Raw genomic sequence first — 23,964 nt, 5'->3', positions numbered from 1 at the left:
ATGCTGAACCTTGCCGAATACCGCCAGCGCCCGGCCTTGCTTGCTGACTGGCTGCCGTGGGCCGGGCTGGTCGCGCCCGGCGTCGTCTTGAATAAGGACGGCAGTTTCCAGCGCACGGCACGATTCCGCGGCCCCGATCTGGACAGCGCCACGCAAGGCGAGTTGATCGCCGCGTCTGCACGGCTCAACAACGCGCTGCGCCGACTGGGTTCTGGCTGGGCCTTGTTCATCGAGGCCGAGCGCCAATCCGCCGCCGACTATCCGCATTCCGACTTTCCCGAACCGTTGTCCTGGCTGGTCGATGAAGAACGCCGCGCCGCGTTCGAGGAATCGGGCCATCACTTCGAGAGCGCCTATCACCTGACGGTGGCTTTCCTGCCGCCGGAGGAATCCCGCGCCCGCGCGGCGAAGTTGCTCTACGAGAACTCGCCCGGCGATGGCGTGGATTGGGACGGCCGACTCGATGCTTTCGTGGCTGAAACGGATCGCGTGTTCGACCTGCTCGATGGCGTCATGCCGGAAATCGCCTGGCTCGATGACGCCGAAACGCTGACCTACCTGCACGCGACCGTCTCGACGCGGCGCTACCGCGTGTGCATGCCCGAAGTGCCGTTTCACATCGACGCGCTGCTGGCCGACTCCGCCCTGGTCGGTGGTCTCGCGCCCATGCTGGGCGACCAGCACCTGCGCGTGGTGTCGGTGCGCGGCTTCCCGACCTCGACGTGGCCCGGGATTCTGGACGACCTCAACCGCCTGGGCTTTGCCTATCGCTGGAGCACGCGCTTTCTTTGCATGGACAAGGCCGAGGCGGAAAAGGAACTCGGCCGCCTGCGCCGCCAGTGGTTTGCGAAACGGAAGAACGTCGTTGCGCTGCTGCGCGAAACGATCTTCCAGCAGGAAAGCCCGCTGGTCGATACCGACGCCAGCAACAAGGCCGCCGACGCCGACGCGGCCTTGCAGGAACTGGGCAGCGATCAAGTCGCGTTCGGCTATCTCACCGCCACAGTGACGGTGCTCGATGCCGACCCGGCCGTGGCGGACGAGAAGCTGCGCATGGTGGAGCGCGTCATCCAGGGCCGCGGTTTCGTGACCATTCCCGAAACCTTGAACGCGGTCGATGCGTGGCTGTCGTCCATCCCCGGCAACGCCTACGCGAACGTGCGCCAGCCCATCGTCTCGACGCTGAACCTGGCGCACATGATGCCGCTGTCGGCGGTGTGGGCCGGGCCGGAGAAGAACGACCACCTCGACGGCCCGCCGCTGATCGTCACGCGCACCGATGGCGCGACGCCGTTCCGGCTTGTGACGCACATCGGCGACGTGGGACATACGCTGGTCGCTGGCCCCACCGGCATGGGCAAGTCGGTACTGCTGGCGACGCTGGCCTTGCAGTTCCGCCGCTACTTCGGCTCGCGGATCTTCGCCTTCGACATGGGCCGATCCATGCGCGCCACCATCCTCGGCCTGGGCGGCGAGCACTACGACCTGGGCGCCGATGGCGGCATCGCGTTCCAGCCGCTCGCCCGCATCGACCATGAGGGCTACCGCTCCTGGGCCGCCGAATGGGTTGAAGGTCGCCTGCTGCATGAAGGCGTGACCGTCGGCCCGGACGAGAAGGTGGCCATCTGGTCGGCGCTGGGCAGCCTCGCCGGTGCGCCGCAGGAACAGCGCACGATGACCGGGCTTTCCGTGCTGCTGCAATCGAACGCGCTGCGCCAGGCACTCGCGCCTTGTGTCCTGGGCGGCGCGCACGGAAAGCTGCTGGACGCCGACCACGACCGGCTGGGCATGGCCGGCGTGCAGGGCTTCGAGATGGAAGAACTGATGCACAGCCCCGCCGCAGTGCAAGCGGTGCTGCGCTACCTGTTCGCCCGCTTCGACGAGCGTTTCGACGGTGCGCCCACGCTGCTGATTCTCGATGAGGCGTGGCTGTTCCTCGATGAGCCGTCTTTCGCGGCCCGCATCCGCCAATGGCTCAAGACGCTCAGGAAAAAGAACGTCAGCGTCATCTTTGCCACGCAGTCGCTGGCCGACATCAAGGATTCGACCATTGCGCCAGCCATCATCGAAAGCTGCGCGAGCAGGATTTTCTTACCTAACCCGCAGGCCACCGAGCCGCAGATTCGCACGATCTACGAGGGCTTCGGCCTTAACAGCCGGCAAATCGAAATCGTCGCCACCGCGCAGCCCAAGCGCGACTACTACTACCAATCGCGCCTCGGCAATCGCCTGTTCGACCTCGACCTGGGGCCGGCCGCACTCGCGTTCGCGGGCGCATCCACACCGCAAGACCAACGCGACATCGACCGCGTGCTGACGCAGGCCGGCGCACCCGGCTTCGCCGGCGCGTGGCTGCGCCATCGCGGCCTCGATTGGGCCGCCGACCTGCTGCCGTCCGCACCGGCGGCCGTTTCGTTCCTCAACCCCCAACCACTGGAGAACCTGCCATGAAGAAGCGTTTTCTCGCCGCCGCCGTCGCGGCCATGCTCTGCACTGTTTCCAGCGTCCAGGCGCAATGGGTCGTGGTCGATCCCACGAACCTCGTGCAGAACACGCTGACCGCGATCCGCACGATGGAGCAGATCAACAACCAGATCAACCAGCTTCAAAACGAAGCACAGATGTTGATGAACCAGGCGCGCAATCTGGCGAATCTCGACTTCAACATCGTCAACCGCCTGCGCTCGACGCTCGCCACCACCGAACGCCTGATCGCCGAAGCGCAAGGACTGGCCTACGACGTGCAGAACATGGATCGGGAGTTCGCACGCCTGTACCCCGAGCAGTACGCCGCAACCGTCAGTGGCGATCAGATGTTCCGCGATGCGCAGGATCGTTGGAAGAACACGCTCAACGGCCTGCACACCGCGATGCGGATGCAAGCCCAGGTGTCGCAGAACCTGACCCAAGACGAAAGCGCGCTGGCCGATCTGGTCAGCCAGAGCCAGTCCGCCACCGGCGCGCTGCAAGCGATGCAGGCGACGAACCAACTCCTTGCCTTGCAGGCGAAGCAGTCCATCCAGGCTCAGCAGCTCCAGATCACGCAAGACCGTGCGGCCTCGCTGGAACTGGCGCGGCAGGCGGCGGCCACTGAGCGCGCCCGTGAAGTGCGGCGGCGCTTCCTTGGCACCGGCACGCCTTACACGCCGCAGCGCGTGGACTTCTACGGCAACTGACGGGAGACAGCCATGCGATGCGTCCTCGCCCTGTCGGCTTCGCTGCTGGCCCTGCTGCTGAACGCGTGCGGCCAGCAGCAGGCCGAAGACTTGGCCAATGCCTTGGCCGCCGATCCCGTGCGGCTCAAGGCGCTGCGCACGCAATGCGCGGCCGACCGGAAAGCCGTGGGCGAGGACGCCTGCCGCGCCGCCGCCGAGGCGTTCCGGCGGCGCTTCTTCGCCGGCCAGACCGGGCCGGACGAATACCGGACGCTGGCAGACCTGCCGCCGATTCCTCCGAGCTTCGACGAACCCACCGATGGCAGTGAAACGCCGGCCTTGTCCGCACACGAGGACGCGCCATGAACGACGTGACCATCATCGACCGCTTCTTGGACACGTTCTCGCGCTACATCGACTCGGGCTTTGGACTGTTGCAAGGCGAAGTGGCGTTCCTGACCGCCACGCTCATCGTCATCGACATGACCATCGCCGGCCTGTATTGGGCCATGAGCCACGCGACCGGCCAGGGCGAAGACGTGATCGCCAAGCTGCTGCGCAAGGTGCTCTACGTCGGTGCCTTCGCCTACATCATCGGCAACTTCAACTGGCTGGCCGGCATCGTGTTCCGCTCGTTCGCCGGCTTGGGCCTGACGGCCACCGGCTCGGCCATCACGATGGAGAACTTCCTGCAACCGGGCCGGCTCGCCAAGACCGGCATCGACGCCGGGGCGCCGATTCTGGAGCAGATCGGTGAGATGGCCGGGTTCCCCGAGGTGTTCGTGAACATCGACCCCATCGTGGTGATGTTCCTCGCCTGGCTGGTGGTGATCCTCTGCTTCTTCGTGCTGGCGGTGCAGCTTTTCATCACCCTGATTGAGTTCAAGCTGACCACGCTCGCCGGCTTCGTGCTGGTGCCCTTCGCGCTCTGGAACAAGACGAGCTTCCTGGCAGAAAAGGTGCTCGGCAACGTGGTGTCGTCTGGCGTCAAGGTACTGGTGCTGGCCGTCATCGTCGGCATCGGTTCGGGTCTGTTCGCCGAGTTCCAGACCGTGCCGGATGAACCCTCCATCGACCATGCCCTGGTCGTGATGCTGGCCTCGCTTGCGCTGCTGGCCTTGGGCATCTTCGGGCCGGGCATCGCCACGGGCCTCGTATCCGGTGCGCCGCAGCTTGGCGCGGGCGCGATGGCTGGTGCCGCTGTCGGCGCTGTTGGCACAGGCGTTGCCATTGGTGCCGCCGCGACTGGCGTGGGCGGCGCGGTCATGGCCGGGGCGCGCATGGCGCCGGCTGCCGCCAAGCTGGCCGGTAGCGGTGCGCGGGCCGCCGCTTCGACGGCCAGCAGCGCCCGGTCGGCATTCCAGACGGGTTCTGCCGCAGCCGGCGGCGGCGCCAAAGGCGCGATGGCGGGCCTGGGCAACGTCGCCAAGACCGGCGCGCAGGCTGCCGGCCAAAAGGCCGCCGCCGGGGCGCGCTCGCTCAAAGACCGGACAGCAGCCGCTTTCCGCGCCGACGGCGCGGCACCGGCTTCTGGCGGCGGTGCGGCAGCGGCCAGCGGCGCCGCCGCCCAAGGGAGCGCAGCCGAAGGCGATGCCCCGGCCGCCGCCGGGCAGAAGCAACCGGCCTGGGCCAAGCGCCTGCACCGCCGTCAGCAGATGACCCATGCCGCGACCACCACCGCCCACACGCTGCGCGGTGGCGATGGCGGCGGCTCAGGGCAAGGCCCAAGCCTGCGCGATTCCGATTCATAAGGAGAGACGACCATGCGATTCAAGCGACCGCAGGTGCGCTATGCCGATACGCCGCAGCCTGCCACTCCCTATCAATCCGCCGCGCAGGTGTGGGACGACCGTATCGGCTCGGCCCGCGCGCAGGCGAAGAACTGGCGGCTGATGGCCTTCGGCTGCCTGGCGCTGGCGCTGCTGATGGCTGGCGGCCTGGTCTGGCGTTCGGCGCAGTCCTTCGTGACGCCCTATGTGGTGGAAGTGGACAACGCCGGCCAGGTACGCGCAGTGGGTGAAGCGGCCACGCCGTACCGGCCCAACGACGCGCAGACGGCGTACCACATCGCGCGCTTCATCACGCTGGTTCGATCGCTGTCCATCGACCCCATCGTGGTGCGGCAGAACTGGCTGGATGCCTACGACTACACCACCGACAGGGGCGCGGCCGTGCTCAACGACCACGCCCGCACCAACGACCCGTTCGCACGCATCGGCCGCGAATCGGTGACGGTGCAGATCACCAGTGTCGTGCGCGCCAGCAACACGTCTTTCAACGTGCGCTGGACGGAACGCCGCTACGTCAATGGCGCGGCCGCCGGGCTGGAGCGGTGGACGGCCGTGGTGTCCATCGTGCTGCAAACCCCGCGCACCGAGGAACGTCTGCGCCACAACCCGCTGGGCATCTACGTCAACGGCCTGTCGTGGAGCCGCGAGCTGGATTCTTCCGAAGGAGCCAAGCCATGAGCCTGCCTTTCCGCTTTTACACCTTGCCGTTGTTGCTTTTTGCCCTGTCGGGCTGCGCTACGCAGGGCAAGCCGCCACCGACCATTTCGCTCGAGGAACCCGTGCAGGCGCAGCCGCTGCCCGAACCGCCCATGCCGGTCGAAGTCGTGGAGGTGCCAACGGTGCTGCCGATGCCGGCGCAGTTGAAGCCGCTGCCGGAGGTGGACGAAGACAAGCCCGCACCAGAGCCGGCCGACGAAACCGTGCGAGTGTCGAAGGCCAATGCCGAGGCACGCATCGCGCCCACGCGCGAGGGCTACGTCAACGCGATTCAGGTCTGGCCGTACACCGATGGTGCGCTGTATCAGGTCTATGCCGCGCCGGGCCGCGTCACAGTGGTTTCGCTCCAGCCCGGCGAAGAACTGGTGACGGTCGCCGCTGGCGATACCGTGCGCTGGATCGTCGGCGACACGTCCAGCGGCAGCGGCGACGAGCTGCGCATCAATGTGCTGGTCAAGCCGATCCGTTCCGGGTTGAAGACGAACTTGGTCATCACCACCAGCCGCCGGACATACCTGCTGGAACTCACTTCGACCGAAGGCGCCTGGATGGCGTCAGTGTCCTGGGACTACCCGAGAGATCGGATGCTGGCCTTGCAGCGCCAGGCGCAGGCCGCGCAGGCGACCACGCCGGTCGATACCGGCCTGTCGCTTGAGCGCATCCGCTTCCGCTACGCGATCAGCGGCAGCAATCCGCCGTGGAAGCCGCTGCGCGCTTTCGACGACGGCGAGAAGGTCTATATCCAGTTCCCCGCGGGCATCGCCCAGGGAGAGCTGCCGCCGCTGTTCGTGATCGGAGCGCAGGGCGACGGGCAACTGGTGAACTACCGCTTCCGCCCGCCGTACTACATCGTCGATCGGCTGTTCGGTGCGGCCGAACTGCGCTTGGGCGGGGACGGTGGCGACGTGGTGCGCATCGAGCGCACGGATGGCACGCGGAGGAACTGACCATGAGCCAGGATGACACTCCCGACGTTGCCGCGCCGCAAGCGGGCAAGGTCGAACCCGAAGCGGTGGCGCTGCGCGCCCAGCCGCGTCCGGTCACACGGCTGAACCGGCGCACGCTGGCCATCCTCGCCGGCGGCCTGTCGGTCGCCGTGCTCGGCGCGCTGATGTGGTCGTTGCAACCGCAGCGGCGCGCGGCCAACGAGCAGACCGAGCTTTACAACGTGGATCGCGTTTCACGCTCCGAAGGACTCGATCAGCTTCCAGCCGACTATTCCAAGCTGCCGCCGTCCTTGCCTCCCGACGTGCCCGAGCTGGGGCCGCCGCTGCCGGGCGACCTTGGACCGGCCATCGTGAATTCGCAGCAGCCGGCCGTGGCCGCCTACGCCACATCCGGTCACGACCCGGTCGAGGCCGAACGCCTGGCCCACTTGAAGGAGGCCGAGGAAGCGGCCACATCGTCGGTATTCTTCCGCACCGGCACCCAGCAAGCCGCGCCGGTGGCGCAGTCGCAGGTGGCTGCCGCGCCGGGCTTCGCCGCCAATGCGGCCTTCGACCCGATGGCGGCCGGGCCGGCTTCGACGGCGGCCCAGCCTGCCGACCCGACGGCCGTGCAGAACAGGCAAGACCAGAAGGAGGCGTTCCAGCAAGGCGGAACCACGGCAACCCGTAATTCCGGCAACCTGCAAATGCCGGCATCGCCGTATCAAGTGATGGCCGGCACGGTGATCGCCGGGGCGCTGGTGACGGGTATCAAGTCCGATCTACCGGGCGACGTGATCGCCACGGTGACGGAGCCGGTCTATGACACGGCCACCGGACGCTTCCTGCTGATCCCGCAGGGTTCGCGCATCCTGGGCCGCTACAACAGCCAGGTCAGCTACGGGCAGAGCCGCGTTCAAGTCGTCTGGAACCGGATCATCCTGCCCGACACGTCTTCGCTCGCGCTCGATAACCTGGCCGGCACTGACCCGGCCGGCTACGCCGGCCTGGAGGATGGCGTCGATTGGCATTGGGATCGCATCTTCGCCGGTGCGGTGCTGACCACGCTGCTGGGCGTCGGTGCCGAGCTGGCCGCGCCGGAGAACCGCCAGGACGGCGATCGCATCATCATCGCCGGGCGCGACAGCGCGCAGGACAGCATCAATCAGGTCGGCCAGGAGATGACCCGGCGCAACCTCAACATCCAGCCCACGCTGACGGAGCGACCGGGCCTGCCGGTGCGCATCATCGTCAACCGGGATCTGGTGCTGCGGCCATACCAGCCGCTGTTCTTCAATCGGGGGACTTCACGATGACGACGCGCAAACTGCGGCTTGGGCCGCTGCCCAAGACCGAGAGCACCAAGGTCACATTCTCATGCCCGGCTAGCCTGAAAGCCGACCTCGACCGCTACGCTGCGCTGCACGCGCAGGCGTATGGCGAGACGGTCGATGCCGTGACGCTGATTCCACACATGCTGGAAGCCTTCATGGCGGGAGATCGGGGGTTTAGGAAAGGTTCTAAACCGCCAAAGCATCTAGGCTCGGATAGTCGGTGAGGCCGTGTGCTCCACCACCAAATAGTGTGTCGCGGTCATGCGTGTTGAGCTGCGCTTCAAGGCGCAAGCGCTCGGGCAGGTCGGGGTTGGCGACGAAGGGACGACCGAAGGCGATCAGGTCGGCCCAACCTTCAATCAGAGCCTGCCGGGCGCGCTCGGCGGTGTATTTGCCCGCGTAGATCAGTGTGCCGGGAAACGCTTCGCGCAGCCGCCGCTTGAACACAACCGGCATGTCTGGTGCATCGTCCCAGTCGGCTTCGGCGATGTGAATGTAGCCCACACCGATTTCACCTAGCAGCTTCGCGGCAGCGGCGTACGTGATTTCGGGGTCTGCATCCACGCAGCCGTTGAGTGTGGTCAGCGGCGCCAACCGGATGCCAACGCGGCGAGCATCGCCCAGACCATCGGCCAGCGCTCGTGCAACTTCATCGAGGAATCGAAGCCGGTTCTCCAGCGAACCGCCGTATTCATCGGTGCGATCGTTGGCATTGGAGTCGATGAACTGGTTCACCAGGTAGCCATTGGCTGCGTGCAGTTCCACACCGTCGAAGCCGGCATCGACCGCATTGCGCGCCGCCTGCCGGAACTGTTCGACAATCTCGCGCACCTCGGTCGTGGCCAGCGCCCGTGGCATGGATGCTTGCACGAACCCCGGCTTGCCCCCGCTGTCGGGGACGAATACGTTGACGCCTTCGGCCTGCAATGCAGACGAAGACACGGGCGACTGGCCGCCGAGCAGGGTGGTGTGGCTCAAGCGGCCGACGTGCCAGAGTTGGGCGAAGATGCGTCCGCCAACGGCGTGAACCGCGTCAGTGACCAAGCGCCAGCCGGCGACCTGTTCGGGCGTATGTATGCCAGGCGTCCATGCGTAGCCCTTGCCCATTGGTGAGATCCACGTGCCTTCGCTGACGATCAGGCCGGCGCTGGCGCGTTGTGCGTAATACTCGGCCATCAGCCTGTTTGGCACATCCCCAGGCTGGCTGGCACGCGAGCGCGTCATCGGTGGCATCACGATGCGGTTGGGCAGATCGAGGCCGCCAAGTGTGAGCGGCCGAAAGAGAGGGTCGGTGGCATTAGGCATCACAGGACTCCAAGGCCGACACGCTCGCGTCGGCCGAATGAAATAGGGGCAGGACGTACTCGGCGATCTCGTGGGAGGTATCGCCGAGCGGCCGCTGATTGCGGCGAAAGTGCGGGCTGATGTGATCGGAGCCAGCCGCACGCAGGGCTTGCAGTTAGTCCCACTTCGGGGCCAGGCCGTCCGGGCTGACTTCGCGGCCGTTGCGCTCCAGCGCGGCGATCTGCGCCATATCCTCGTCGTCCAGACGCAGTTGCTGTGCCAGCAGGTTGCTCGCCAGGTTTTCGCGCTTGGTCGAAGACGGGATCACCGCATAGCCCAGTTGCAGCGCCCAGGCCAACGTCACCTGCGCCGGCGTAGCGTTGTGTTTGCGCGCGATCTGGCCGATCACCGGATCTTTCAGCACCTTTCCGTAGGCCAGCGTCATGTATGACGTGACGGCGATGCCCTGTTCCTTGAGGAAAGCGACCAACTTGCGGTTCTGCAAGTAGGGACTCAGCTCGATCTGGTTGGTGGCAATCGCGTCCTTGCCGACTACGGCGATGGCCTGCTGCGTCAGCTCGATGTTGAAATTGGAGACGCCGATCTGCCGGGTCAGGCCCAGCGCCTTGGCCTCTGCCAGCGCGCTCATGTATTCGGACGGTTCGACGCCGTTGCCGGGGGCCGGCCAGTGGATCAGGGTCAGATCCACATAGTCGGTGCGCAGCTTGGCGAGGCTGTCACGCAGGCTTGGAATCAACTTGTCCTTGGCATAGTTGTCGATCCAGATTTTGGTTGTGACGAACAGATCGGTGCGCGGCACACCGCTCCCCGCCAAGGCTTGGCCGACCTCGGCTTCGTTGCCATAAATCTGCGCCGTATCCACGGCACGGTAGCCAAGGTCGAGCGCGTTGCGCACCGAGTCGATAACGGTTTGGCCGGTCAGTCGGAAGGTGCCAACGCCGAAGGAAGGAATGTTGCTCATGGAATGCTCCTGTTAAGTTGACGAGCGAGAAAAAAACGACTCAGGATTCATGCGGCCGCCGGCTGTCCCATCGCGGCTCGGCGATCAATACGCCCGCTCAGTACGGTCAAACCCAAGGCGCCAAGCGTTACCAGCGCAGCGATCCAGGGGGTATGCGTGAGGCCGAGGTGATCCACGACCAGCGCCCCGGCCCAGGCGCCGCCAGCCACGCCGAGGTTAAAGGCGGCGATGTTGAAACCGGAGGCGACATCAACTGCTTCGGGCGCAACTCGTTCGGCCTGCTGCACTACGTACACTTGCAGGCCCGGTACGTTGCCGAAGGCCACCGCGCCCCAGGCGAGCACAGTCAGTACCACCAGCGGCTTGCTCGGCGCGGTGAAGGTCAATACCAGCAGCACCGCCGCCAGTAGCAGGAAGATGGTCTTGAGCGCGCTCACCGGCCCCTTGCGGTCGGCCAATCGGCCGCCCCAGACGTTGCCGGCCGCCACCGACACGCCGTAGGCCAGCAGCACCGCGCCAACCATTCCCGGTGCAAAGCCGGCGATGTCTTGCAGGATCGGCGCGAGGAAGGTGAAGGCGATCAGCGACCCGCCGTAGCCTACTGCCGTCATTGCATAGACCAGCAGCAGGCGCGGCTGCATTAGCACCCGGGCCTGCCGGCGCAACGGCGCCGGCGGCGTGTGGGGGATGTTCCGCGGCACGAAGGCCAGCGCACCGAGCAGCGCCACCAGGCCGAACAGCGACACCGCCAGGAAGGTGGCGTGCCAGCCGAAATGCTGGCCGATGAAGGTGCCCAGCGGGATGCCGGTGACGAAGGCCACGGTCATGCCGCTGAACATCGTGGCGATGGCACTGGCGGCCTTCTCGCGCGGCACCAGGCCGGTGGCGATGATCGAGCCGACGGAGAAGAACACGCCGTGCGCCAGGCCGGTCAGCACGCGCGCGGCGACCAGCGTGCCGTAGCCCGGCGCCTGCCAGGCAACCAGATTGCCGAGGGTGAACAACGCCATCAGCCCGACCAGCAGCGCCTTGCGCGGCACCCGGCCCGTGGCCGCGGTCAGCAGCGGTGCGCCGACGGCCACGCTCAGGGCGTACAGGCTGACCAGTAGGCCGGCCGAGGGCACGCTGACGCCGAGGTCGGTCGCGATGGTCGGGATCAGGCCGACGATGACGAACTCGGTGGTGCCGATGGCGAAGGCGGCCAGGGTCAGGGCGAACAGGGCGAGTGGCATGGCTGCATCCGAAGGAGGTTGCGGGATGCGAGCAGTGTCCAGCGTTTGCAGTTGCCGAAAAAGCCATCTATAAGCAGAAGACTATTGATTCAGGATCAAGAATGAAGATCACCCTCGACGAAATGCAGGTGTTCATTGCGGTGGTCGATACCGGCTCGATCACGGCGGCGGCGGAGCAGCTTGAGCAGACCGTCTCTGGCATCAGCCGCGCGCTGGGCCGGCTGGAGCGCAAGCTGCGCACGACGCTGCTTCGACGAACCACGCGGCGGCTGGAACTGACGGAGGAAGGCTCGGCCTTCTTGACGCAGGCCCGTGCGATCGTCGCGTCAGTGGATGCCGTCGAGGAACAGATGGCGGCCCGCCTGGAGCAGCCTGCGGGCCGCCTGCGCGTGGACGCCGCTACGCCCTTCATGCTGCACGTTGTCGCGCCGTTAGTGGATGGCTTTCGTGAGCGCTATCCGCAAGTGGAGTTGCAGCTCACCAGCAACGAAGGCATCACTGATCTGATCGAGAAGCGTACCGACGTGGCATTCCGCATCGGCGTGCTGAAGGACTCGACGCTGCACGCCCGCCCCATCGGAAGCAGTCGAATCCGGGTGCTGGCCAGCCCCGACTATCTGCAACGCCACGGCACGCCTTTGAAGGTGGCGGAACTCTCGCAGCACGTACTGTTGGGCTTCACACAGCCCGAATCCCTGAACGAATGGCCGCTGCGCGACAGCAGCGAGAACCCGGTGCACATCAAACCCACCATCGCCTCGTCGAGCGGCGAGACGCTGCGGCACCTCGCGCTGTCGGGCGCGGGCATCGTGTGCCTGTCGGACTTCATGACCCGCGAGGATCGCCAGGCGGGGCGGCTTGTCCAGCTTTTTTCCAGGCAGACTCTCGATGTGCGGCAGTCCATCAATGCTGTTTACTATCGCAACACAGCGCTGTCATCGCGCATCACCTCTTTCGTCGATCATGTGGTGCAGCGATTGGGCAAACGCGCCTTTGAAGAATGAACGAGGGTGAAGCGGAGGCATCAATTGCGCTACCATATTCAGGCGCAACGTTCCTTCGGTCGTTGATGAGGCAGCGCGCTTGCTGCCGGCCATCCCCGACCTAGTGCGCCTCGGCTTTCTACTGCGACGCTCTTATGTGGCTCCTAGCCCGCCAAGCCGCTGCCCTGCAACGCGGCCCCCAAAAGAGCTAACCTACTGTCCCATATGCGGTTTCAAGCCTTGCGTGATTTTCACGAAAGACTTGACACCAGAACTTTTTTGCCCGTCACCTTTGCCGTGGAGGTTTTTGCGCTGCCGGGATAAGCCCGTAGCCCATGGGAGCGCCGGCCACCGGGCGGCTTTTTAAGATCGAGCCATGCCTTGCTTCCGGCCCTTGCCGCCGGACCCCGATGTTTGCCTGGGAGCCGACCAGCCATGAAAGACACGCAGTACCAAGTCACCCTGAATTTCGCCGACGGCGTCAGCCGCAGCTTCAGCGTCCCCGCCGACACGACCATCCTCGATGCCGCGCTGGCCGCCGAAATGCCGGTGCTCTTCCAGTGTCGCTCCGGCAGTTGTTCGAGCTGCATCGCCCAGCTCGCCGACGGCGAGGCGAATACCCGCCAGGGTGCCAGCTCGACCCTGCTGGCCAGCGAGTACGCCGCCGGCCAGCGCCTGCTGTGCCTGTGCCAGGCGCAGTCGGACTGCACCTTCGAGCTCGGCTATGGCAGCGAGGTCGGCTCCAGCGTGGCCCACGAGGTACATGCCTTCGTCGACTCGGTCGAGCGCATCGCCAGCAACGTGATACGCCTGACCCTGGAACTGGCCGAGGGCGACTGGCTGGAGTTCCGCCCCGGGCAATTCATGCAGATCGAGGTGCCCGGCTACGGCGTGGTGCGCAGCTACTCGCCGTCGAGCACCACGGCCGAGCTGCCCAAGCTGGAGTTCCTGATCCGCCTGTTGCCGGGCGGTGCGATGTCCAGCTACCTGGAGGAGAAGGCCAGCAACGATGACGTGCTGACCCTAAGCGGGCCCTACGGGGCGTTCTTCCTGCGCGAGGAGAAGCGACGTTCGCCACACATCTTCGTCGCTGGCGGCACCGGCCTGGCGCCGATCCTGTCGATGATCGACGCCCTGCGCCAGGGCGGCGGACGCAAGCCGCCGATGCTGCTCAGCTTCGGCTGCGCGGTGCCCGATGCGCTGTTCTGCCTCGACGACATCGAACTGCGCCAGCAATGGCTGCCGACCCTCGAGGCGCGCATCTGCGTGGACCGCGAACCGCGCGACGGCCTGCACCACGGCAGCCCGGTCAGCGCCCTGCGCGAGGGCGACGTCAGTGCCGATACCGTCGCCTACCTGTGCGGCCCGCAACCGATGATCGACGCCGCCACCGCGCGGCTGATCGAACTGGGCGCCGATCCCGCGAACATCTTCGCCGAACAGTTTGTGGCCAGTCATTGAGGAACCGCCATGCAAACCACCCCCGTCGCTTTTTCCGCCGAGCAGATGAAGTGGTACGAACAGGCCTGCGCCAGGATCGATCCACGACGCCTGCAGAACCTGTTGTTCGCCATCACCGACATCCACAGCCCGACCGGCGCCGCGCGTGCCGCCAGCGAGCACATGGCCAAGCACCTGGAGAGCATCGGCATGCGTGCCCGCTACCAGCCGATGAGCTTCACCAGCGGTAACGTGCTGGCCGAAGTGCGCGGCAGCGGCGGTGGCGCCAGCGTGCTGCTCTATGCGCCGCTCGATACCCACCTGGAACTCGACGAGGCCGAGAAGATCCTCACCGGCGAGGCCCTAGAGGCGGATATGCAGCCCTCGGCGCAGAGGGTCGACGATTGGGTATTCGGTCTCGGCGCTTCCAATCCGAAAGGCATGGTCGCCACCCTGACCGAGGTGGCCACCGCGCTGATCGAGGCCGAGGTGCCGCTGGTCGGCGACCTGCTGGTGGGCATGGCCGACGGCGGCATGCCGGTGGACGTCTCGGCGCGCCAGCACGCCGGCATGTCCAACGGCGTGACGCACCTGCTCAACCGTGGTGGTTCGCCGGACTTCGCCATCGTCATGAAGCCGTGGAACTGGGTCTACCACGAAGAGCCGGGCATGGGCTGGTTCAAGCTGCGCGTGCACGGCACCCTCGGCTATGCCGGCGTACCGCGCGGCACGCCGGGCTTCCGCAGCTCGGTGGTGCCGGCGGCGACGGTGATCCAGGAGCTCGAGCAGTGGATCATCGACTATGCCGAGCGCAACGCTTCCGGACAGATCAAGCCGCACGGCTGGATCGCCGGGGTGCGCGGCGGCAACCCGGAGCGCCCGGCCTTCCCCTCGGCGGTCACCGAGATCTTCTTCGACGTGCGCATCAACCCGCGCACCAGCCCGGCCGGGGTCAAGGCGCAGTTCGCCGCCTTCGTCCGCGACTTGCAGGCGCGGCGCCCCGAACTGGTCCTCGACTGGGAAATGTACGGCTCGGTCGCCGGCGGCAGTACCGATCCGCAGAACTGGATCATCCAGTCGTGCCGGCGTGGCTGGGAGCACATCGAGCATCGCCCGCATGGCGAGGCCGATCCGCTCGGCGGGCAGACCGATGGTGCCGCGTTGCGCCGTCTCGGCATCCCCACCGCGCGGATCGGCTGGCCGTGGCCGGCGCAGGGGGCGCCGCTGCCGGTCGCCGAGGGCCTGGGCGGCATGGGGGCGACCTACATCCCGGACCTGATCCCCTGCGCGAAGAAAATCATGTACGCGCTGATCGATACCCTGACCAGGCCACGCAGTGAATTGGGCCTCTAGAGGGCCAGTTCTCGCAAGGAGATCGTATGAAGCTTTTCGACGCCATGGCCGCTCCCGCCGCCACCGACCTGACCATCGCCGAGGCCCAGGCCGCCTTCCGCGATGGCGTCCTCAGCAGCACCGAGCTGGTCCGGGCCTGCCTGGAGCGTGCCGAGGAGGGGCGGGAGCTGAATGTCTACGTGACGCTGGACGGGGAGGGGGCGCTGGCCGCGGCACGCGCCGCCGATGCCGCCCGCCGCGCCGGCCAGCCGCTGAAGCCGCTGAGCGGCATTCCCATCGTGGTCAAGGACAACATCCATGTCGCTGGGCTGCCCTGTACCGCCGGTACGCCGGCGTTCGCCAGCTTCGTTCCCCGGCACGACGCGCTGGCGGTGCAGAAGCTCCGCGAGGCCGGGGCGATCCTGCTGGGCAAGACCAACATGCATGAGCTGGCCTTCGGCGCCACGGGCTACAACGGCGCCTTCAACAGCGGCAGCCGGCCCGGGGTGCGCAATGCCTACGACAGCGAGCGCATCGCCGGCGGCTCCTCTTCCGGCAGCGCCGTGGCCCTCGGCGCGCGCATGGCCCTGGCCGCCCTGGGGACCGATACCGGCGGCTCGATGCGCATCCCCTGTGCGTTGAACGGCTGCTCGTCATTGCGTCCGAGCCGTGACCGCTACCCGGACCATGGCGTGATCCCGATTGCCCGCAGCCGCGACACCATTGGCCCCATGGCCCTGTGCATGGCCGACGTCGCCCTGCTCGATGCGCTGATCTGCGACGACCATGCGCTGCCGCCGGTGACCCTGGGCAGCCTGCGCCTGGGCGTCGTCCAGGAGTTCTGGAGCAACCTGGATGCGGACACGCGGGAGGTCGCCGAGGCGGCCCTGGCGAAGCTGCGCGACCACGGCGTGACCCTGGTGGACGTGGCGGGCTCGCACCTCCAGGCACTGAACCAGCCGATCGGTTTTCCGGTGGTGATCCACGAAGCCTACGACGACATGGTCGCCTATCTGCGCGAGCAGGGTTCCGGCATCGATATTCGCGAGCTGGCCGAGGCTATCCACAGCCCGGACGTGCGGGCCATCTATGAGCAGTGGGTACTGCCGAGGAAGGTTCCCGGCAACCAGGGCCTGGTCGACGTCGGGCCCGTTTACGCAGCGGCGCGGAACGGCGGCCGCCAGGCGCTGATGGAGCACTACCAGGACCTGTTCGAGCAGCACGGCCTGGACGCCCTGGTATTCCCGACCACCACCATCGTCGCGCCGTTGGCCAGCGACGAGGTCAACCTGCCGGAATGCTTCGAACGCCTGATCCAGAACACCGAGCCGGCCGCCAGCGCCGGCCTGCCGTGCATCCAGATGCCGATCGGCCTGGGCAGCCGCAGTGGCATGCCGGTCGGGTTGGAACTGGATGCCAGGCCCGGGACCGACCGTCGCCTGCTGGCCATCGGCATTGCCCTCGAAGCATTGCTGGGGCGCATCCCGCTGGCCTGAGTGCGGTGCCCGGCCGTCCGGGAGCCTCTCGGCCGGCGCCTCTTTTTCACGTCCAGGAGGGTTAGTGGATGAGTGTGGACTACCAACTGCGTGACCGGGTGATCATCGTCACCGGCGGGGGCAGCGGCATGGGCCGAGATGCCTGCCTGGCCCTGGCCAGGGCTGGCGCCCGTGTGGTGCTGGGCAATCGCAACCCGCAGGCCGGCCTGGCGGTGGTCGAGGAGATCGTCGCGGCGGGTGGCCAGGCGCTGTTCCGGGTCACCGATGTGGCGAAGCCCGCCGACTGCCAAGCGCTGGTCGAATTGGCCATGAAGTACTACGGGCGGCTCGACGGCGCCTTCAACAACGCCGGCCTGCAGCGCGCGTTCCACGACATCCACGAAACGCCCCTGGCAGAGCTCGACGAGGTGGTCGACATCAACCTCAAGGGCGTCCTCTACATGATGCGATTCGAAGCCGAGGCGATGCTGCGCACGGGCGGCGGCTCCATCGTCAACAACGCCTCGATCTTCGGCCTCAAGGCGATGCCGCGCACCGCCGGCTACGTGGCCGCCAAGCACGGCATCGTCGGCGCCACCCGCGCTGCGGCGCTGGACTACGCGACCCGCGGCATCCGAGTGAACGCCCTCTGCCCGGGGCCGATCAAGACGCCGAGCTTCGACCGCGTCACCGGCGGCGACGAGCACCTGTACGACGACGGCGTGCCCATGCGGCGCATCGGCCAGCCCGGGGAAGTCTGCGCGGCGCTGCTGTGGCTGCTTTCCGGGCAGGCCTCCTACGTCACCGGGGCCACCCTCTCGGTCGATGGCGGGATGTCGGCGGAATGACACACACATGGACCAGCGCAGGAGAGGCGCAAGCATGATCAGGGCACTGAGCTACGTGATAGTCGGCACACCCAACCTGCCGGCCTGGCAGAAGCAGGCGGCGGAACACATCGGCCTGCAGGTGGAGGTGGTCGAGCCGGGGCGCTGCGTGCGCCTGCGCGCCGACCAGAAGGTCCAGCGCCTGCTGCTCGAAGCCTGCGAAGGCGAACCCAGCATGGGCATGGGCTTCGAGGTCGGGGACGCGGAGGAGCTGGAGCAGGCCGCCCAGGCATTGACGGCGGCGGGCTACCCGATCACCCGCGGCACAGAGCAGGAGAACGCCCTGCGCGGCGTCGCCGGAATGCTGCATTTCCGCGACCCCGACGGTGTGCGCATCGAAGTGGCCTGGGGCCTGGCCGACGCCGCCAGCCCCTTCGTGCCGGGGCGCCCGCTGGGCGGTTTCCGCACCGGCGAGCTGGGCATCGGCCACGTGGCGCTGATCACCGCGCACTTCGAGCAGATGTGCCACCTCTACAAGGAGGTGCTGGGCTTCAAGGTCAGCGACCGCGCCCGGGCGCCGTTCCGCGTCGAGTTCCTCCACGTCAACCCGCGCCACCACACCCTGGGCATCGCCCACACCGGCGGGCCGGCGAAGATCTACCACATGATGCTGGAGTACAACGACTTCGACGACCTCGGGCGGGCCTACGACATGGCGCTGGCCGACCCCGAGTGCATCGGCGTCACCCTCGGCCGGCACATCAACGACCACGTCACCTCCTTCTACCTGAAGAACCCCGACGGCTGGATGTTCGAGCTCGGCTGGGCCGGGCGCACCATCGGCCCCGACTGGGAGGTGGAAGAACTGCAGGGCATGAGCCTGTGGGGGCACGACCGCACCTGGCTGCCGCCGGACAAGCGCGAGGAGGCCAGGCAGATTCTCAAGCGCCTGGCCGCGCAGGGCATGCGTGCTCCCGTCGTTACCACCAGCCAGACCGCAAAGGCCAGACAATGACTACCCGGACATCGCCAGAAATCGCCAACAGCCTTCGCATCGGCGACTGCACCATCAACTACCACGACCAGGGCAAGGGCGAACCGATCCTGCTGATCCACGGTTCCGGCCCGGGCGTCACCGCCTGGGCCAACTGGCGCGGGGTGATCCCCGAACTCTCCGCGCGCGCCCGGGTGATCGCCCCGGACATGCTCGGCTTCGGCTACACCCAGTGCCCCGGCGAGCGCCGGCTGGACCCCGAAGCCTGGGTCAAGCAACTGACCGGCCTGCTCGACGCCCTGGACATCGCCAGCGTCTCGGTGGTCGGCAACTCCTTCGGCGGCGCCATCGCCCTGGCCCTGGCCCAGCGCCATCCGCAACGGGTGAAGCGCCTGGTGCTGATGGGCTCGGCGGGGCTTTCCTTCCCCATCACCGAGGGCCTGGAGAAGGTCTGGGGCTACCAACCCTCGCTGCAGGCCATGGGCGAGCTGATGGGCGTGTTCGCCTACGACCATTCGCTGATCAACGACGACCTGGTGCGCATGCGCTACGAGGCCAGCATCCGCGACGACGTGCAAACGCGCTTCGCCCGGCTGTTCCCCGCGCCACGCCAGCAGGGCGTGGAGATGCTCGCGCTGCCCGAGGACGCGCTACGCGACCTGCCCCAGCAAACCTTGCTGATCCATGGCCGCGACGACCAGGTGATTCCGCTGGAGGTCTCCGAGCGCATGTTGCGCCTGATCCCCCATGCGCAACTGCACGTGTTCGGCGAGTGCGGGCACTGGGTGCAGATCGAGCGGGCAGGGGAGTTCATCCGCCTGCTGATGGATTTCCTCATTAAAACGCCGGAGTAACGCCATGAACGCAGCAGACATCCAGGGCCGCTGGGAAATCCTCGCCTGGGAACAGCTCTACGACGACGGCCGCGTGGTCCACCCGATGGGCGTGGAACTGGAGGGCTTCATCGAATACGGGCCGCACGGCATGTTCTGCGTGGTCGCCAGGAAGAACCGCGAGCCGTTCCGTAGCGGCGGGCAATGGTCGGCCAGCGATGCGGAGAAGGCCGCCGCCTACGGCAGCTACCTGACCTACGCGGGGGGCTACGAGGTGCAGGGGGATGTTATCCAGCACCATGTGCGCCACAGCCTGTTCCCCAACTGGGGGGGCGGCACGCAGCGCCGGGTGGCGGTTCTGGATGGGGACGTGCTGGCGCTGACCGCGCGCCTCGAGGAGGGTACCCCGGAAGCGCGCACCGCCAGGCTCGTCTGGCGGCGGGCCGTTCCGGTCGATGCTTGACTGCCCCAGCCCCGGTAGGTCGGCAGAGGGGCGGCCGAAGGGCTCAAACCTTCCTGGATCCTGGAGGCGTCCAAGGCTCGGTGATCTCGGCCTGAAGCATGGCGAGGTCCGAGAGGCGGCTAGCATGGGCGAACATAGGTTTTCCAAGAGCGGTTCCGGTATTCCAAGAATGACCAATCGATGGCTTGGAATACCACTTGGAATACCGAGTTTCGTGGATCCTGCTGGACGCTATCGGATCGTAATAGCGCTGGAGGTCCCGTATTTACTGGGTTTCAGGCACAAAAAAAGACGTCCGAGGACGTCTTTGATGGTTGTTTGGTGGAGCCGGGGGGATTTGAACCCCCGTCCGCCAGCTCTCCGCTATCGGTTCTACATGCTTAGCCATCTCTACTGAGTTAACTCCGCGCCGCCCGAGTGGCAGGGTGCTTGGAGCGAGCTGTATGAGTTTTAGCCGTTACGTCTACAGCGAACTTGGCGGCGATCCTGTTCTATCTGACAGACCAAATCTTCGGGTTTACAGGCATCCCCTAGGGTCTGCTGGCGCCCTTAGGCGGCCAGAGCGTAGTTGTCGTCGTTGGCAACTATGAAGTTGTGGCAGCGGATTTACGAGAACTGTCACCTACTCGGCATGCCCCTCAAGTTTCGTTACCGGCGTCGAATCCTAATCGGCCCCAAAACCTCTGTGGGTACACAGGAGGGACACGCAGTCTACGGCAAAGGTTCCGTCGAGTCGACCATCGGAGTGCCCTGCTGCTGTCCGACAATCGTTATGATGCGCTCTTTGCCGTCGTCGACTCAGGGACGTCCATGCCGCGATCATCTCGTTATCCCTTGCGCCAGTGGATCTGGCGAGCCTTCGTGCAGAGCGCGCTGATTCCGCTGATCCTGGTCGAGTCGGTGTTGATCGCGGTGTATCTGCTGACCAACGCGGCGATTCGCGATTCGCAGATCGATCACCTGCAGGAGAGCGCGGTGCAGGACCTGGCCGCCGCGGTGCGCCGCGAGGGGCAGGTCATCGACAGCCGGCTGCAGGCCATCGAGGCGCAGGTGCGCATCTATCGCGACGCGGTGACGCGCGCGTTGCTCGACCCGGACCTGCAGCCGGACGAGCTGGAGCGCCAGCGCCACGCGATGACCCCGAGCGGGGTGTTCTACAGCCGCAGCGACGATGGCCGCGCGGCTTCCTTCTATGCGAATGGCACGCCGCCCGAGCGCCAGGATCACGCCAAGGCCCTGCGGCTGATGCACGTCGACCCGCTGATGCGCTCGATCCACGAGGCCAACCCGCTGGTGGCGGCGGTCTACTTCAACAGTTGGGACAGCTACAACCGCATCTATCCGTTCTTCATGACCCCGGATCGCTATCCGCACGACATGGTGATCCCCAACTACAACTTCTATTACCTCGCCGACGCCCGCCACAACCCGGAGCGCAAGGTGGCCTGGACCGACGTCTACCTGGACCCGGCCGGGCAGGGCTGGATGATGTCGGGGATCGCCCCGGTGTATCGCGGCGACTTCCTCGAAGGGGTGGTCGGCCTGGACATCACCATCAACAACATGCTCGCCGAGATCGGCAGCCTGCAAGTGCCCTGGCAGGGTTACGCGATGCTGGTCAGCCGCGACAACAACATCATGGCGCTGCCCAAGGCCGGCGAGCGCGACTTCGGTGTCAGCGAGCTGACCCAGTACGCCTATCGCCAGGCGGTGCAGCAGGAAACCTTCAAGCCCGAGGATTTCAACCTCGGCAAGCGCAGCGAATTGCAGCCGCTGCTGGAGGCGATGGCCGCGAGCGGCAGCGACGTGCGCGAGGTGTCGCTCGGCGGGCGCAAGCAACTGGTGGCCTGGAGCGAGATCCCGCAGACCGGCTGGCGCCTGCTGCTGGTGGTCGACGAGGCGAACATCTTCCAGGAGACCAACCGCCTGGCGGAACACTACCGGCAGATCGGCTACCTGCTGATCGCCGGCCTGCTGTCCTTCTATGCGCTGTTCTTCGCCTGGATGTGGCGGCGCTCGCGGCGCCTGAGCGGCGAACTGGCCGAGCCGTTGCAGGGGATCGCCGGCATGTTGCGCAAGCTCGGCCAGGGCGATTACCAGCCGCCTGCGCCGAGCAGTTCGATCGACGAACTGGTCGTCATGGGCGAGGCGGTCAGCCAGGCCGGCGCGCAGTTGCAGGCCAGCGAGGCGGAGCGCGAACGCGCCCAGCGCAAGCTGGAGCTGGTGCTGGAAAGCACCACCGAAAGCCTCTGGGAGATGGATGGCGAGACCCTGACCTTCAAGCTGGGCGAGCGCTTCATCCGCCGTTTCGGCCTGCAACGCGACCAGGTGCCGCTGGTCGAGTACAACGAGCGTGTCCATCCCGACGATCGAGACCGCGTGCGCCGCCTGCGCCTGCAATGCCGCGAGAGCGAGGATGTCTTCGATGCCGAGTACCGTTTCGCCGACGCCGAAGGGCGCTACGCCTGGCTGCTCAGCCGTGGCCAGGTGCTCGAACGGGACGCCTATGGCTTCGCGACCAAGATCGCCGGCACCCACGTCGACATCACCCGCCTGAAGCAGGTACAGGAAGACCTGCGCCGCGCCAGCCTGGAGGCCCAGGCCGCCAGCCAGGCGAAGAGCCGCTTCCTGTCCAGCATGAGCCACGAGCTGCGCACGCCGCTCAATGCCATCCACGGCTTTGGCCAACTGATCGAGCTGGAGGCCGAGGAGCAGGGTGATGCCCAGCCGGTGCTCGGCTACGCGCGGGAGATCGTCAATGCCAGCCGCCACCTGACCTCGCTGGTCGACGACATCCTCGACCTGTCGAGCATCGAGAGCCGGCGCCAGCAACTGCAGCTCAAGCCGGTGGAGGTCGGTGCCTTGCTGGCCGGCTGTGCCGAGCTGATCCAACCGGAGGTGCAGCAGCGCCAGCAGCAGTTGCAGGTGATGCCCGTCGATCCGCCGCTGTACGTGCTCGGCGACGTGCGCCGGCTGCGCCAGGTGTTGCTCAACCTGCTGTCCAACGCGATCAAGTACAACAGCCCGCACGGCCTGGTCAGCCTGGGCTACGAGGTGCGCCCGAGCTGCGTGCGGCTGTGGGTCGAGGACAGCGGTCCGGGGCTCAGCGAGGAGCAGCAGGAGCGCCTGTTCCAGCCGTTCCAGCGGCTCGGCTGGGAAAACTCCAGCATTCCCGGCGCCGGCATCGGCCTGGTGCTGTGCCGTGAGCTGGCCGAGCTGATGGATGGCGAGATCGGCCTGCGCAGTGCGCCGGGCGAGGGCAGCCGCTTCTGGATCGACCTGCCCGGCGCGGCCGCTCCAGTCGATACGGACGACGTCCAGGCATCCACTCCGGCGCCTGAGTCACGGCCGCTGGCCGAGGTGTTGTGCGTCGAGGACCATCCGGCCTGCCTGAAGGTGTTGCAGGAGGGGTTGCGCGATCTCGCGGAAGTGCGTGGGGTGGCCACCGTGCAGCGGGCGCTCGCCGAGCTGGAGACGGCGACGCCGGCCCTGGTGCTGCTCGATCTCGACCTGCCGGATGGCGACGGGCTCGAAGTGCTCGACTACCTGCGCCGCTCCGTGCGCCTGCATGAGGTGCCGGTGCTGGTGATCAGCGCGGCGGCCGACGAGGAAGCCTTCGCCGAAGCCCGCCATCGCGGCGCCCAGGGTTGCCTGGCCAAGCCGGTGGACCTGCAGCAGGTGCGCCGGCTGGCCATGTCGTTGCTGGGGCAGACGGCCTGAGGGCCCCTTTATCGGCGGGGGCCCGGGCCGATAACGTGGCTACTCGCTGGCTTCGAGCAGTTGCAGGGCTTCGCCGAGCACTTTCACCGATTCGGAGTGGTTGCCTGCCTTGTGCAGTTCTTCACCCTCGGCACGCAGTTTCTGCACCTGGGCCAGCACGGCGGGGTCGCTGGGCGGGTTGCTTTGCAGCAGTTGGTCGATCTTGGCCATGTCCTGCGGGCAGTGCATGGCCCACAGTGGGGTACTGAACAGCAGGGCGGCAAACAGGAGGCTGAGGCGGCGCATTGCGGTTCTCCCATGAATGGGTGGGCTTTTGAGTATAGGAAAGCCTGCGCCATTCGGCCGGTGGGTGTCGTCGGAATGCCGCCGCAAAAAAAGGGTTCATCGCGCTTTCCCGGGGAAGGCGGCCTTGATTTTCAGGAAGAAGTAGTCCGAGTCCCGGAAGCCATAGGCCATGCGTTTGATCACCTTGATCCG

Annotated in this window: 21 protein-coding genes and 1 other RNA gene; 17 read left to right on the top strand and 5 right to left on the bottom strand. The window is 66.6% G+C overall.

Features of this window, described 5'->3' with window-relative positions; translation table 11 throughout:
- The 8 genes from trbE to PSEWESI4_RS01890 are packed head-to-tail and all read left to right on the top strand — an operon-like array spanning nt 1 to nt 8,146.
- Nucleotides 1-2,451, top strand: a complete 2,451-nt coding sequence (gene trbE / locus PSEWESI4_RS01925) for a conjugal transfer protein TrbE (RefSeq protein WP_187669512.1) — start codon at nt 1-3, stop codon at nt 2,449-2,451.
- Nucleotides 2,448-3,176, top strand: a complete 729-nt coding sequence (gene trbJ / locus PSEWESI4_RS01920; protein ID WP_187669511.1) for a P-type conjugative transfer protein TrbJ — start codon at nt 2,448-2,450, stop codon at nt 3,174-3,176. The genes trbE and trbJ overlap by 4 nt, the downstream gene beginning before the upstream one ends.
- A 12-nt stretch (nt 3,177-3,188) precedes the next feature.
- Complete coding sequence (locus PSEWESI4_RS01915; protein WP_187669510.1) at nt 3,189-3,521, top strand: hypothetical protein; 333 nt, start codon at nt 3,189-3,191, stop codon at nt 3,519-3,521.
- Nucleotides 3,518-4,906 carry a P-type conjugative transfer protein TrbL gene (gene trbL, locus PSEWESI4_RS01910; RefSeq protein WP_187669509.1) on the top strand — a complete coding sequence of 463 codons (1,389 nt, stop codon included), beginning with the start codon at nt 3,518-3,520 and terminating at the stop codon, nt 4,904-4,906. The genes PSEWESI4_RS01915 and trbL overlap by 4 nt, the downstream gene beginning before the upstream one ends.
- Nucleotides 4,907-4,918: 12 nt before the next feature.
- Nucleotides 4,919-5,623, top strand: coding sequence for a conjugal transfer protein TrbF (gene trbF, locus PSEWESI4_RS01905; protein ID WP_187669508.1), 705 nt, complete (start codon nt 4,919-4,921; stop codon nt 5,621-5,623).
- Nucleotides 5,620-6,609 carry a P-type conjugative transfer protein TrbG gene (trbG, locus tag PSEWESI4_RS01900; protein ID WP_187669507.1) on the top strand — a complete coding sequence of 330 codons (990 nt, stop codon included), beginning with the start codon at nt 5,620-5,622 and terminating at the stop codon, nt 6,607-6,609. The genes trbF and trbG overlap by 4 nt, the downstream gene beginning before the upstream one ends.
- A 2-nt stretch (nt 6,610-6,611) precedes the next feature.
- Nucleotides 6,612-7,904, top strand: coding sequence for a TrbI/VirB10 family protein (locus PSEWESI4_RS01895; RefSeq protein ID WP_187669506.1), 1,293 nt, complete (start codon nt 6,612-6,614; stop codon nt 7,902-7,904).
- Nucleotides 7,901-8,146, top strand: a complete 246-nt coding sequence (locus PSEWESI4_RS01890; protein ID WP_187669505.1) for a DUF2274 domain-containing protein — start codon at nt 7,901-7,903, stop codon at nt 8,144-8,146. The genes PSEWESI4_RS01895 and PSEWESI4_RS01890 overlap by 4 nt, the downstream gene beginning before the upstream one ends.
- Here the strand turns inward: PSEWESI4_RS01890 and PSEWESI4_RS01885 are convergent.
- The 3 genes from PSEWESI4_RS01885 to PSEWESI4_RS01875 all read right to left on the bottom strand — a co-directional run bounded on the left by PSEWESI4_RS01885 (nt 8,109) and on the right by PSEWESI4_RS01875 (nt 11,420).
- Nucleotides 8,109-9,227, bottom strand: coding sequence for an alkene reductase (locus PSEWESI4_RS01885; RefSeq protein ID WP_187669504.1), 1,119 nt, complete (start codon nt 9,225-9,227; stop codon nt 8,109-8,111). The genes PSEWESI4_RS01890 and PSEWESI4_RS01885 overlap by 38 nt on opposite strands.
- A 154-nt stretch (nt 9,228-9,381) precedes the next feature.
- Nucleotides 9,382-10,188, bottom strand: a complete 807-nt coding sequence (gene dkgB / locus PSEWESI4_RS01880) for a 2,5-didehydrogluconate reductase DkgB (protein WP_187669503.1) — start codon at nt 10,186-10,188, stop codon at nt 9,382-9,384.
- Between the two features lie 47 nt (nt 10,189-10,235).
- Complete coding sequence (locus PSEWESI4_RS01875) at nt 10,236-11,420, bottom strand: MFS transporter (RefSeq protein ID WP_187669502.1); 1,185 nt, start codon at nt 11,418-11,420, stop codon at nt 10,236-10,238.
- A gap of 101 nt (nt 11,421-11,521) precedes the next feature.
- Between PSEWESI4_RS01875 and PSEWESI4_RS01870 the strand changes: the two genes are divergently transcribed.
- From PSEWESI4_RS01870 to PSEWESI4_RS01835, 8 genes are all read left to right on the top strand, one after another.
- Nucleotides 11,522-12,424, top strand: coding sequence for a LysR family transcriptional regulator (locus tag PSEWESI4_RS01870; RefSeq protein ID WP_187669501.1), 903 nt, complete (start codon nt 11,522-11,524; stop codon nt 12,422-12,424).
- Between the two features lie 414 nt (nt 12,425-12,838).
- The gene (locus PSEWESI4_RS01865) at nt 12,839-13,864 is read left to right on the top strand and encodes a ring-hydroxylating dioxygenase ferredoxin reductase family protein (RefSeq protein WP_187669500.1); all 1,026 of its coding nucleotides are present in this window, start codon (nt 12,839-12,841) and stop codon (nt 13,862-13,864) included.
- Between the two features lie 9 nt (nt 13,865-13,873).
- Nucleotides 13,874-15,196, top strand: coding sequence for a zinc-binding metallopeptidase family protein (locus PSEWESI4_RS01860; RefSeq protein ID WP_187669499.1), 1,323 nt, complete (start codon nt 13,874-13,876; stop codon nt 15,194-15,196).
- Nucleotides 15,197-15,222: 26 nt separating this feature from the next.
- Nucleotides 15,223-16,671, top strand: a complete 1,449-nt coding sequence (gene iaaH, locus PSEWESI4_RS01855) for an indoleacetamide hydrolase (protein ID WP_187669498.1) — start codon at nt 15,223-15,225, stop codon at nt 16,669-16,671.
- A 68-nt stretch (nt 16,672-16,739) separates the two neighbouring features.
- Nucleotides 16,740-17,498, top strand: coding sequence for an SDR family NAD(P)-dependent oxidoreductase (locus tag PSEWESI4_RS01850; protein WP_187669497.1), 759 nt, complete (start codon nt 16,740-16,742; stop codon nt 17,496-17,498).
- A 34-nt stretch (nt 17,499-17,532) separates the two neighbouring features.
- A complete protein-coding gene (locus PSEWESI4_RS01845; RefSeq protein WP_187669496.1) occupies nt 17,533-18,492 on the top strand; it encodes a VOC family protein in 960 nt (319 codons plus the stop codon).
- Nucleotides 18,489-19,325, top strand: a complete 837-nt coding sequence (locus PSEWESI4_RS01840) for an alpha/beta fold hydrolase (RefSeq protein WP_187669495.1) — start codon at nt 18,489-18,491, stop codon at nt 19,323-19,325. Before PSEWESI4_RS01845 ends, PSEWESI4_RS01840 begins: the two co-directional genes overlap by 4 nt.
- A gap of 4 nt (nt 19,326-19,329) precedes the next feature.
- Entirely contained in the window at nt 19,330-19,767 is a 438-nt protein-coding gene (locus tag PSEWESI4_RS01835) for a lipocalin-like domain-containing protein (RefSeq protein ID WP_187669494.1), read from the top strand.
- A gap of 319 nt (nt 19,768-20,086) precedes the next feature.
- Here PSEWESI4_RS01835 and ssrA read toward each other — a convergent pair.
- Nucleotides 20,087-20,443: a transfer-messenger RNA gene (gene ssrA / locus PSEWESI4_RS01830) on the bottom strand.
- Nucleotides 20,444-20,577: 134 nt separating this feature from the next.
- Between ssrA and PSEWESI4_RS01825 the strand changes: the two genes are divergently transcribed.
- Entirely contained in the window at nt 20,578-23,487 is a 2,910-nt protein-coding gene (locus PSEWESI4_RS01825; protein ID WP_187669493.1) for an ATP-binding protein, read from the top strand.
- Between the two features lie 39 nt (nt 23,488-23,526).
- Here the strand turns inward: PSEWESI4_RS01825 and PSEWESI4_RS01820 are convergent, their stop codons facing one another.
- Nucleotides 23,527-23,772 (bottom strand): hypothetical protein, encoded by a 246-nt coding sequence (locus PSEWESI4_RS01820; protein ID WP_187669492.1) that lies wholly within the window; start codon nt 23,770-23,772, stop codon nt 23,527-23,529.
- Nucleotides 23,773-23,964 lie beyond the last annotated feature (192 nt).

The sequence above is a fragment of the Zestomonas carbonaria genome (assembly GCF_904061905.1).
Lineage (GTDB): Bacteria > Pseudomonadota > Gammaproteobacteria > Pseudomonadales > Pseudomonadaceae > Aquipseudomonas > Aquipseudomonas carbonaria.
The sequence above is the reverse complement of the archived record's forward strand: the minus strand, read 5'-3'. Positions and strand labels throughout refer to the sequence as shown.

Excerpts from the sequence above, each read along its gene's own strand:
- PSEWESI4_RS01860 (WP_187669499.1), top strand. The coding sequence starts at position 13,874 with ATGCAAACCACCCCCGTCGCTTTTTCCGCCGAGCAGATGAAGTGGTAC.
- PSEWESI4_RS01870 (WP_187669501.1), top strand. The coding sequence starts at position 11,522 with ATGAAGATCACCCTCGACGAAATGCAGGTGTTCATTGCGGTGGTCGAT.
- PSEWESI4_RS01885 (WP_187669504.1), bottom strand. The coding sequence starts at position 9,227 with ATGCCTAATGCCACCGACCCTCTCTTTCGGCCGCTCACACTTGGCGGC.
- trbF (WP_187669508.1), top strand. The coding sequence starts at position 4,919 with ATGCGATTCAAGCGACCGCAGGTGCGCTATGCCGATACGCCGCAGCCT.
- PSEWESI4_RS01865 (WP_187669500.1), top strand. The coding sequence starts at position 12,839 with ATGAAAGACACGCAGTACCAAGTCACCCTGAATTTCGCCGACGGCGTC.
- PSEWESI4_RS01845 (WP_187669496.1), top strand. The coding sequence starts at position 17,533 with ATGATCAGGGCACTGAGCTACGTGATAGTCGGCACACCCAACCTGCCG.
- PSEWESI4_RS01835 (WP_187669494.1), top strand. The coding sequence starts at position 19,330 with ATGAACGCAGCAGACATCCAGGGCCGCTGGGAAATCCTCGCCTGGGAA.
- PSEWESI4_RS01875 (WP_187669502.1), bottom strand. The coding sequence starts at position 11,420 with ATGCCACTCGCCCTGTTCGCCCTGACCCTGGCCGCCTTCGCCATCGGC.
- PSEWESI4_RS01915 (WP_187669510.1), top strand. The coding sequence starts at position 3,189 with ATGCGATGCGTCCTCGCCCTGTCGGCTTCGCTGCTGGCCCTGCTGCTG.
- PSEWESI4_RS01895 (WP_187669506.1), top strand. The coding sequence starts at position 6,612 with ATGAGCCAGGATGACACTCCCGACGTTGCCGCGCCGCAAGCGGGCAAG.
- PSEWESI4_RS01825 (WP_187669493.1), top strand. The coding sequence starts at position 20,578 with ATGCCGCGATCATCTCGTTATCCCTTGCGCCAGTGGATCTGGCGAGCC.
- PSEWESI4_RS01850 (WP_187669497.1), top strand. The coding sequence starts at position 16,740 with ATGAGTGTGGACTACCAACTGCGTGACCGGGTGATCATCGTCACCGGC.
- dkgB (WP_187669503.1), bottom strand. The coding sequence starts at position 10,188 with ATGAGCAACATTCCTTCCTTCGGCGTTGGCACCTTCCGACTGACCGGC.
- trbG (WP_187669507.1), top strand. The coding sequence starts at position 5,620 with ATGAGCCTGCCTTTCCGCTTTTACACCTTGCCGTTGTTGCTTTTTGCC.
- trbL (WP_187669509.1), top strand. The coding sequence starts at position 3,518 with ATGAACGACGTGACCATCATCGACCGCTTCTTGGACACGTTCTCGCGC.
- PSEWESI4_RS01890 (WP_187669505.1), top strand. The coding sequence starts at position 7,901 with ATGACGACGCGCAAACTGCGGCTTGGGCCGCTGCCCAAGACCGAGAGC.
- iaaH (WP_187669498.1), top strand. The coding sequence starts at position 15,223 with ATGAAGCTTTTCGACGCCATGGCCGCTCCCGCCGCCACCGACCTGACC.
- trbJ (WP_187669511.1), top strand. The coding sequence starts at position 2,448 with ATGAAGAAGCGTTTTCTCGCCGCCGCCGTCGCGGCCATGCTCTGCACT.
- PSEWESI4_RS01820 (WP_187669492.1), bottom strand. The coding sequence starts at position 23,772 with ATGCGCCGCCTCAGCCTCCTGTTTGCCGCCCTGCTGTTCAGTACCCCA.
- trbE (WP_187669512.1), top strand. The coding sequence starts at position 1 with ATGCTGAACCTTGCCGAATACCGCCAGCGCCCGGCCTTGCTTGCTGAC.
- PSEWESI4_RS01840 (WP_187669495.1), top strand. The coding sequence starts at position 18,489 with ATGACTACCCGGACATCGCCAGAAATCGCCAACAGCCTTCGCATCGGC.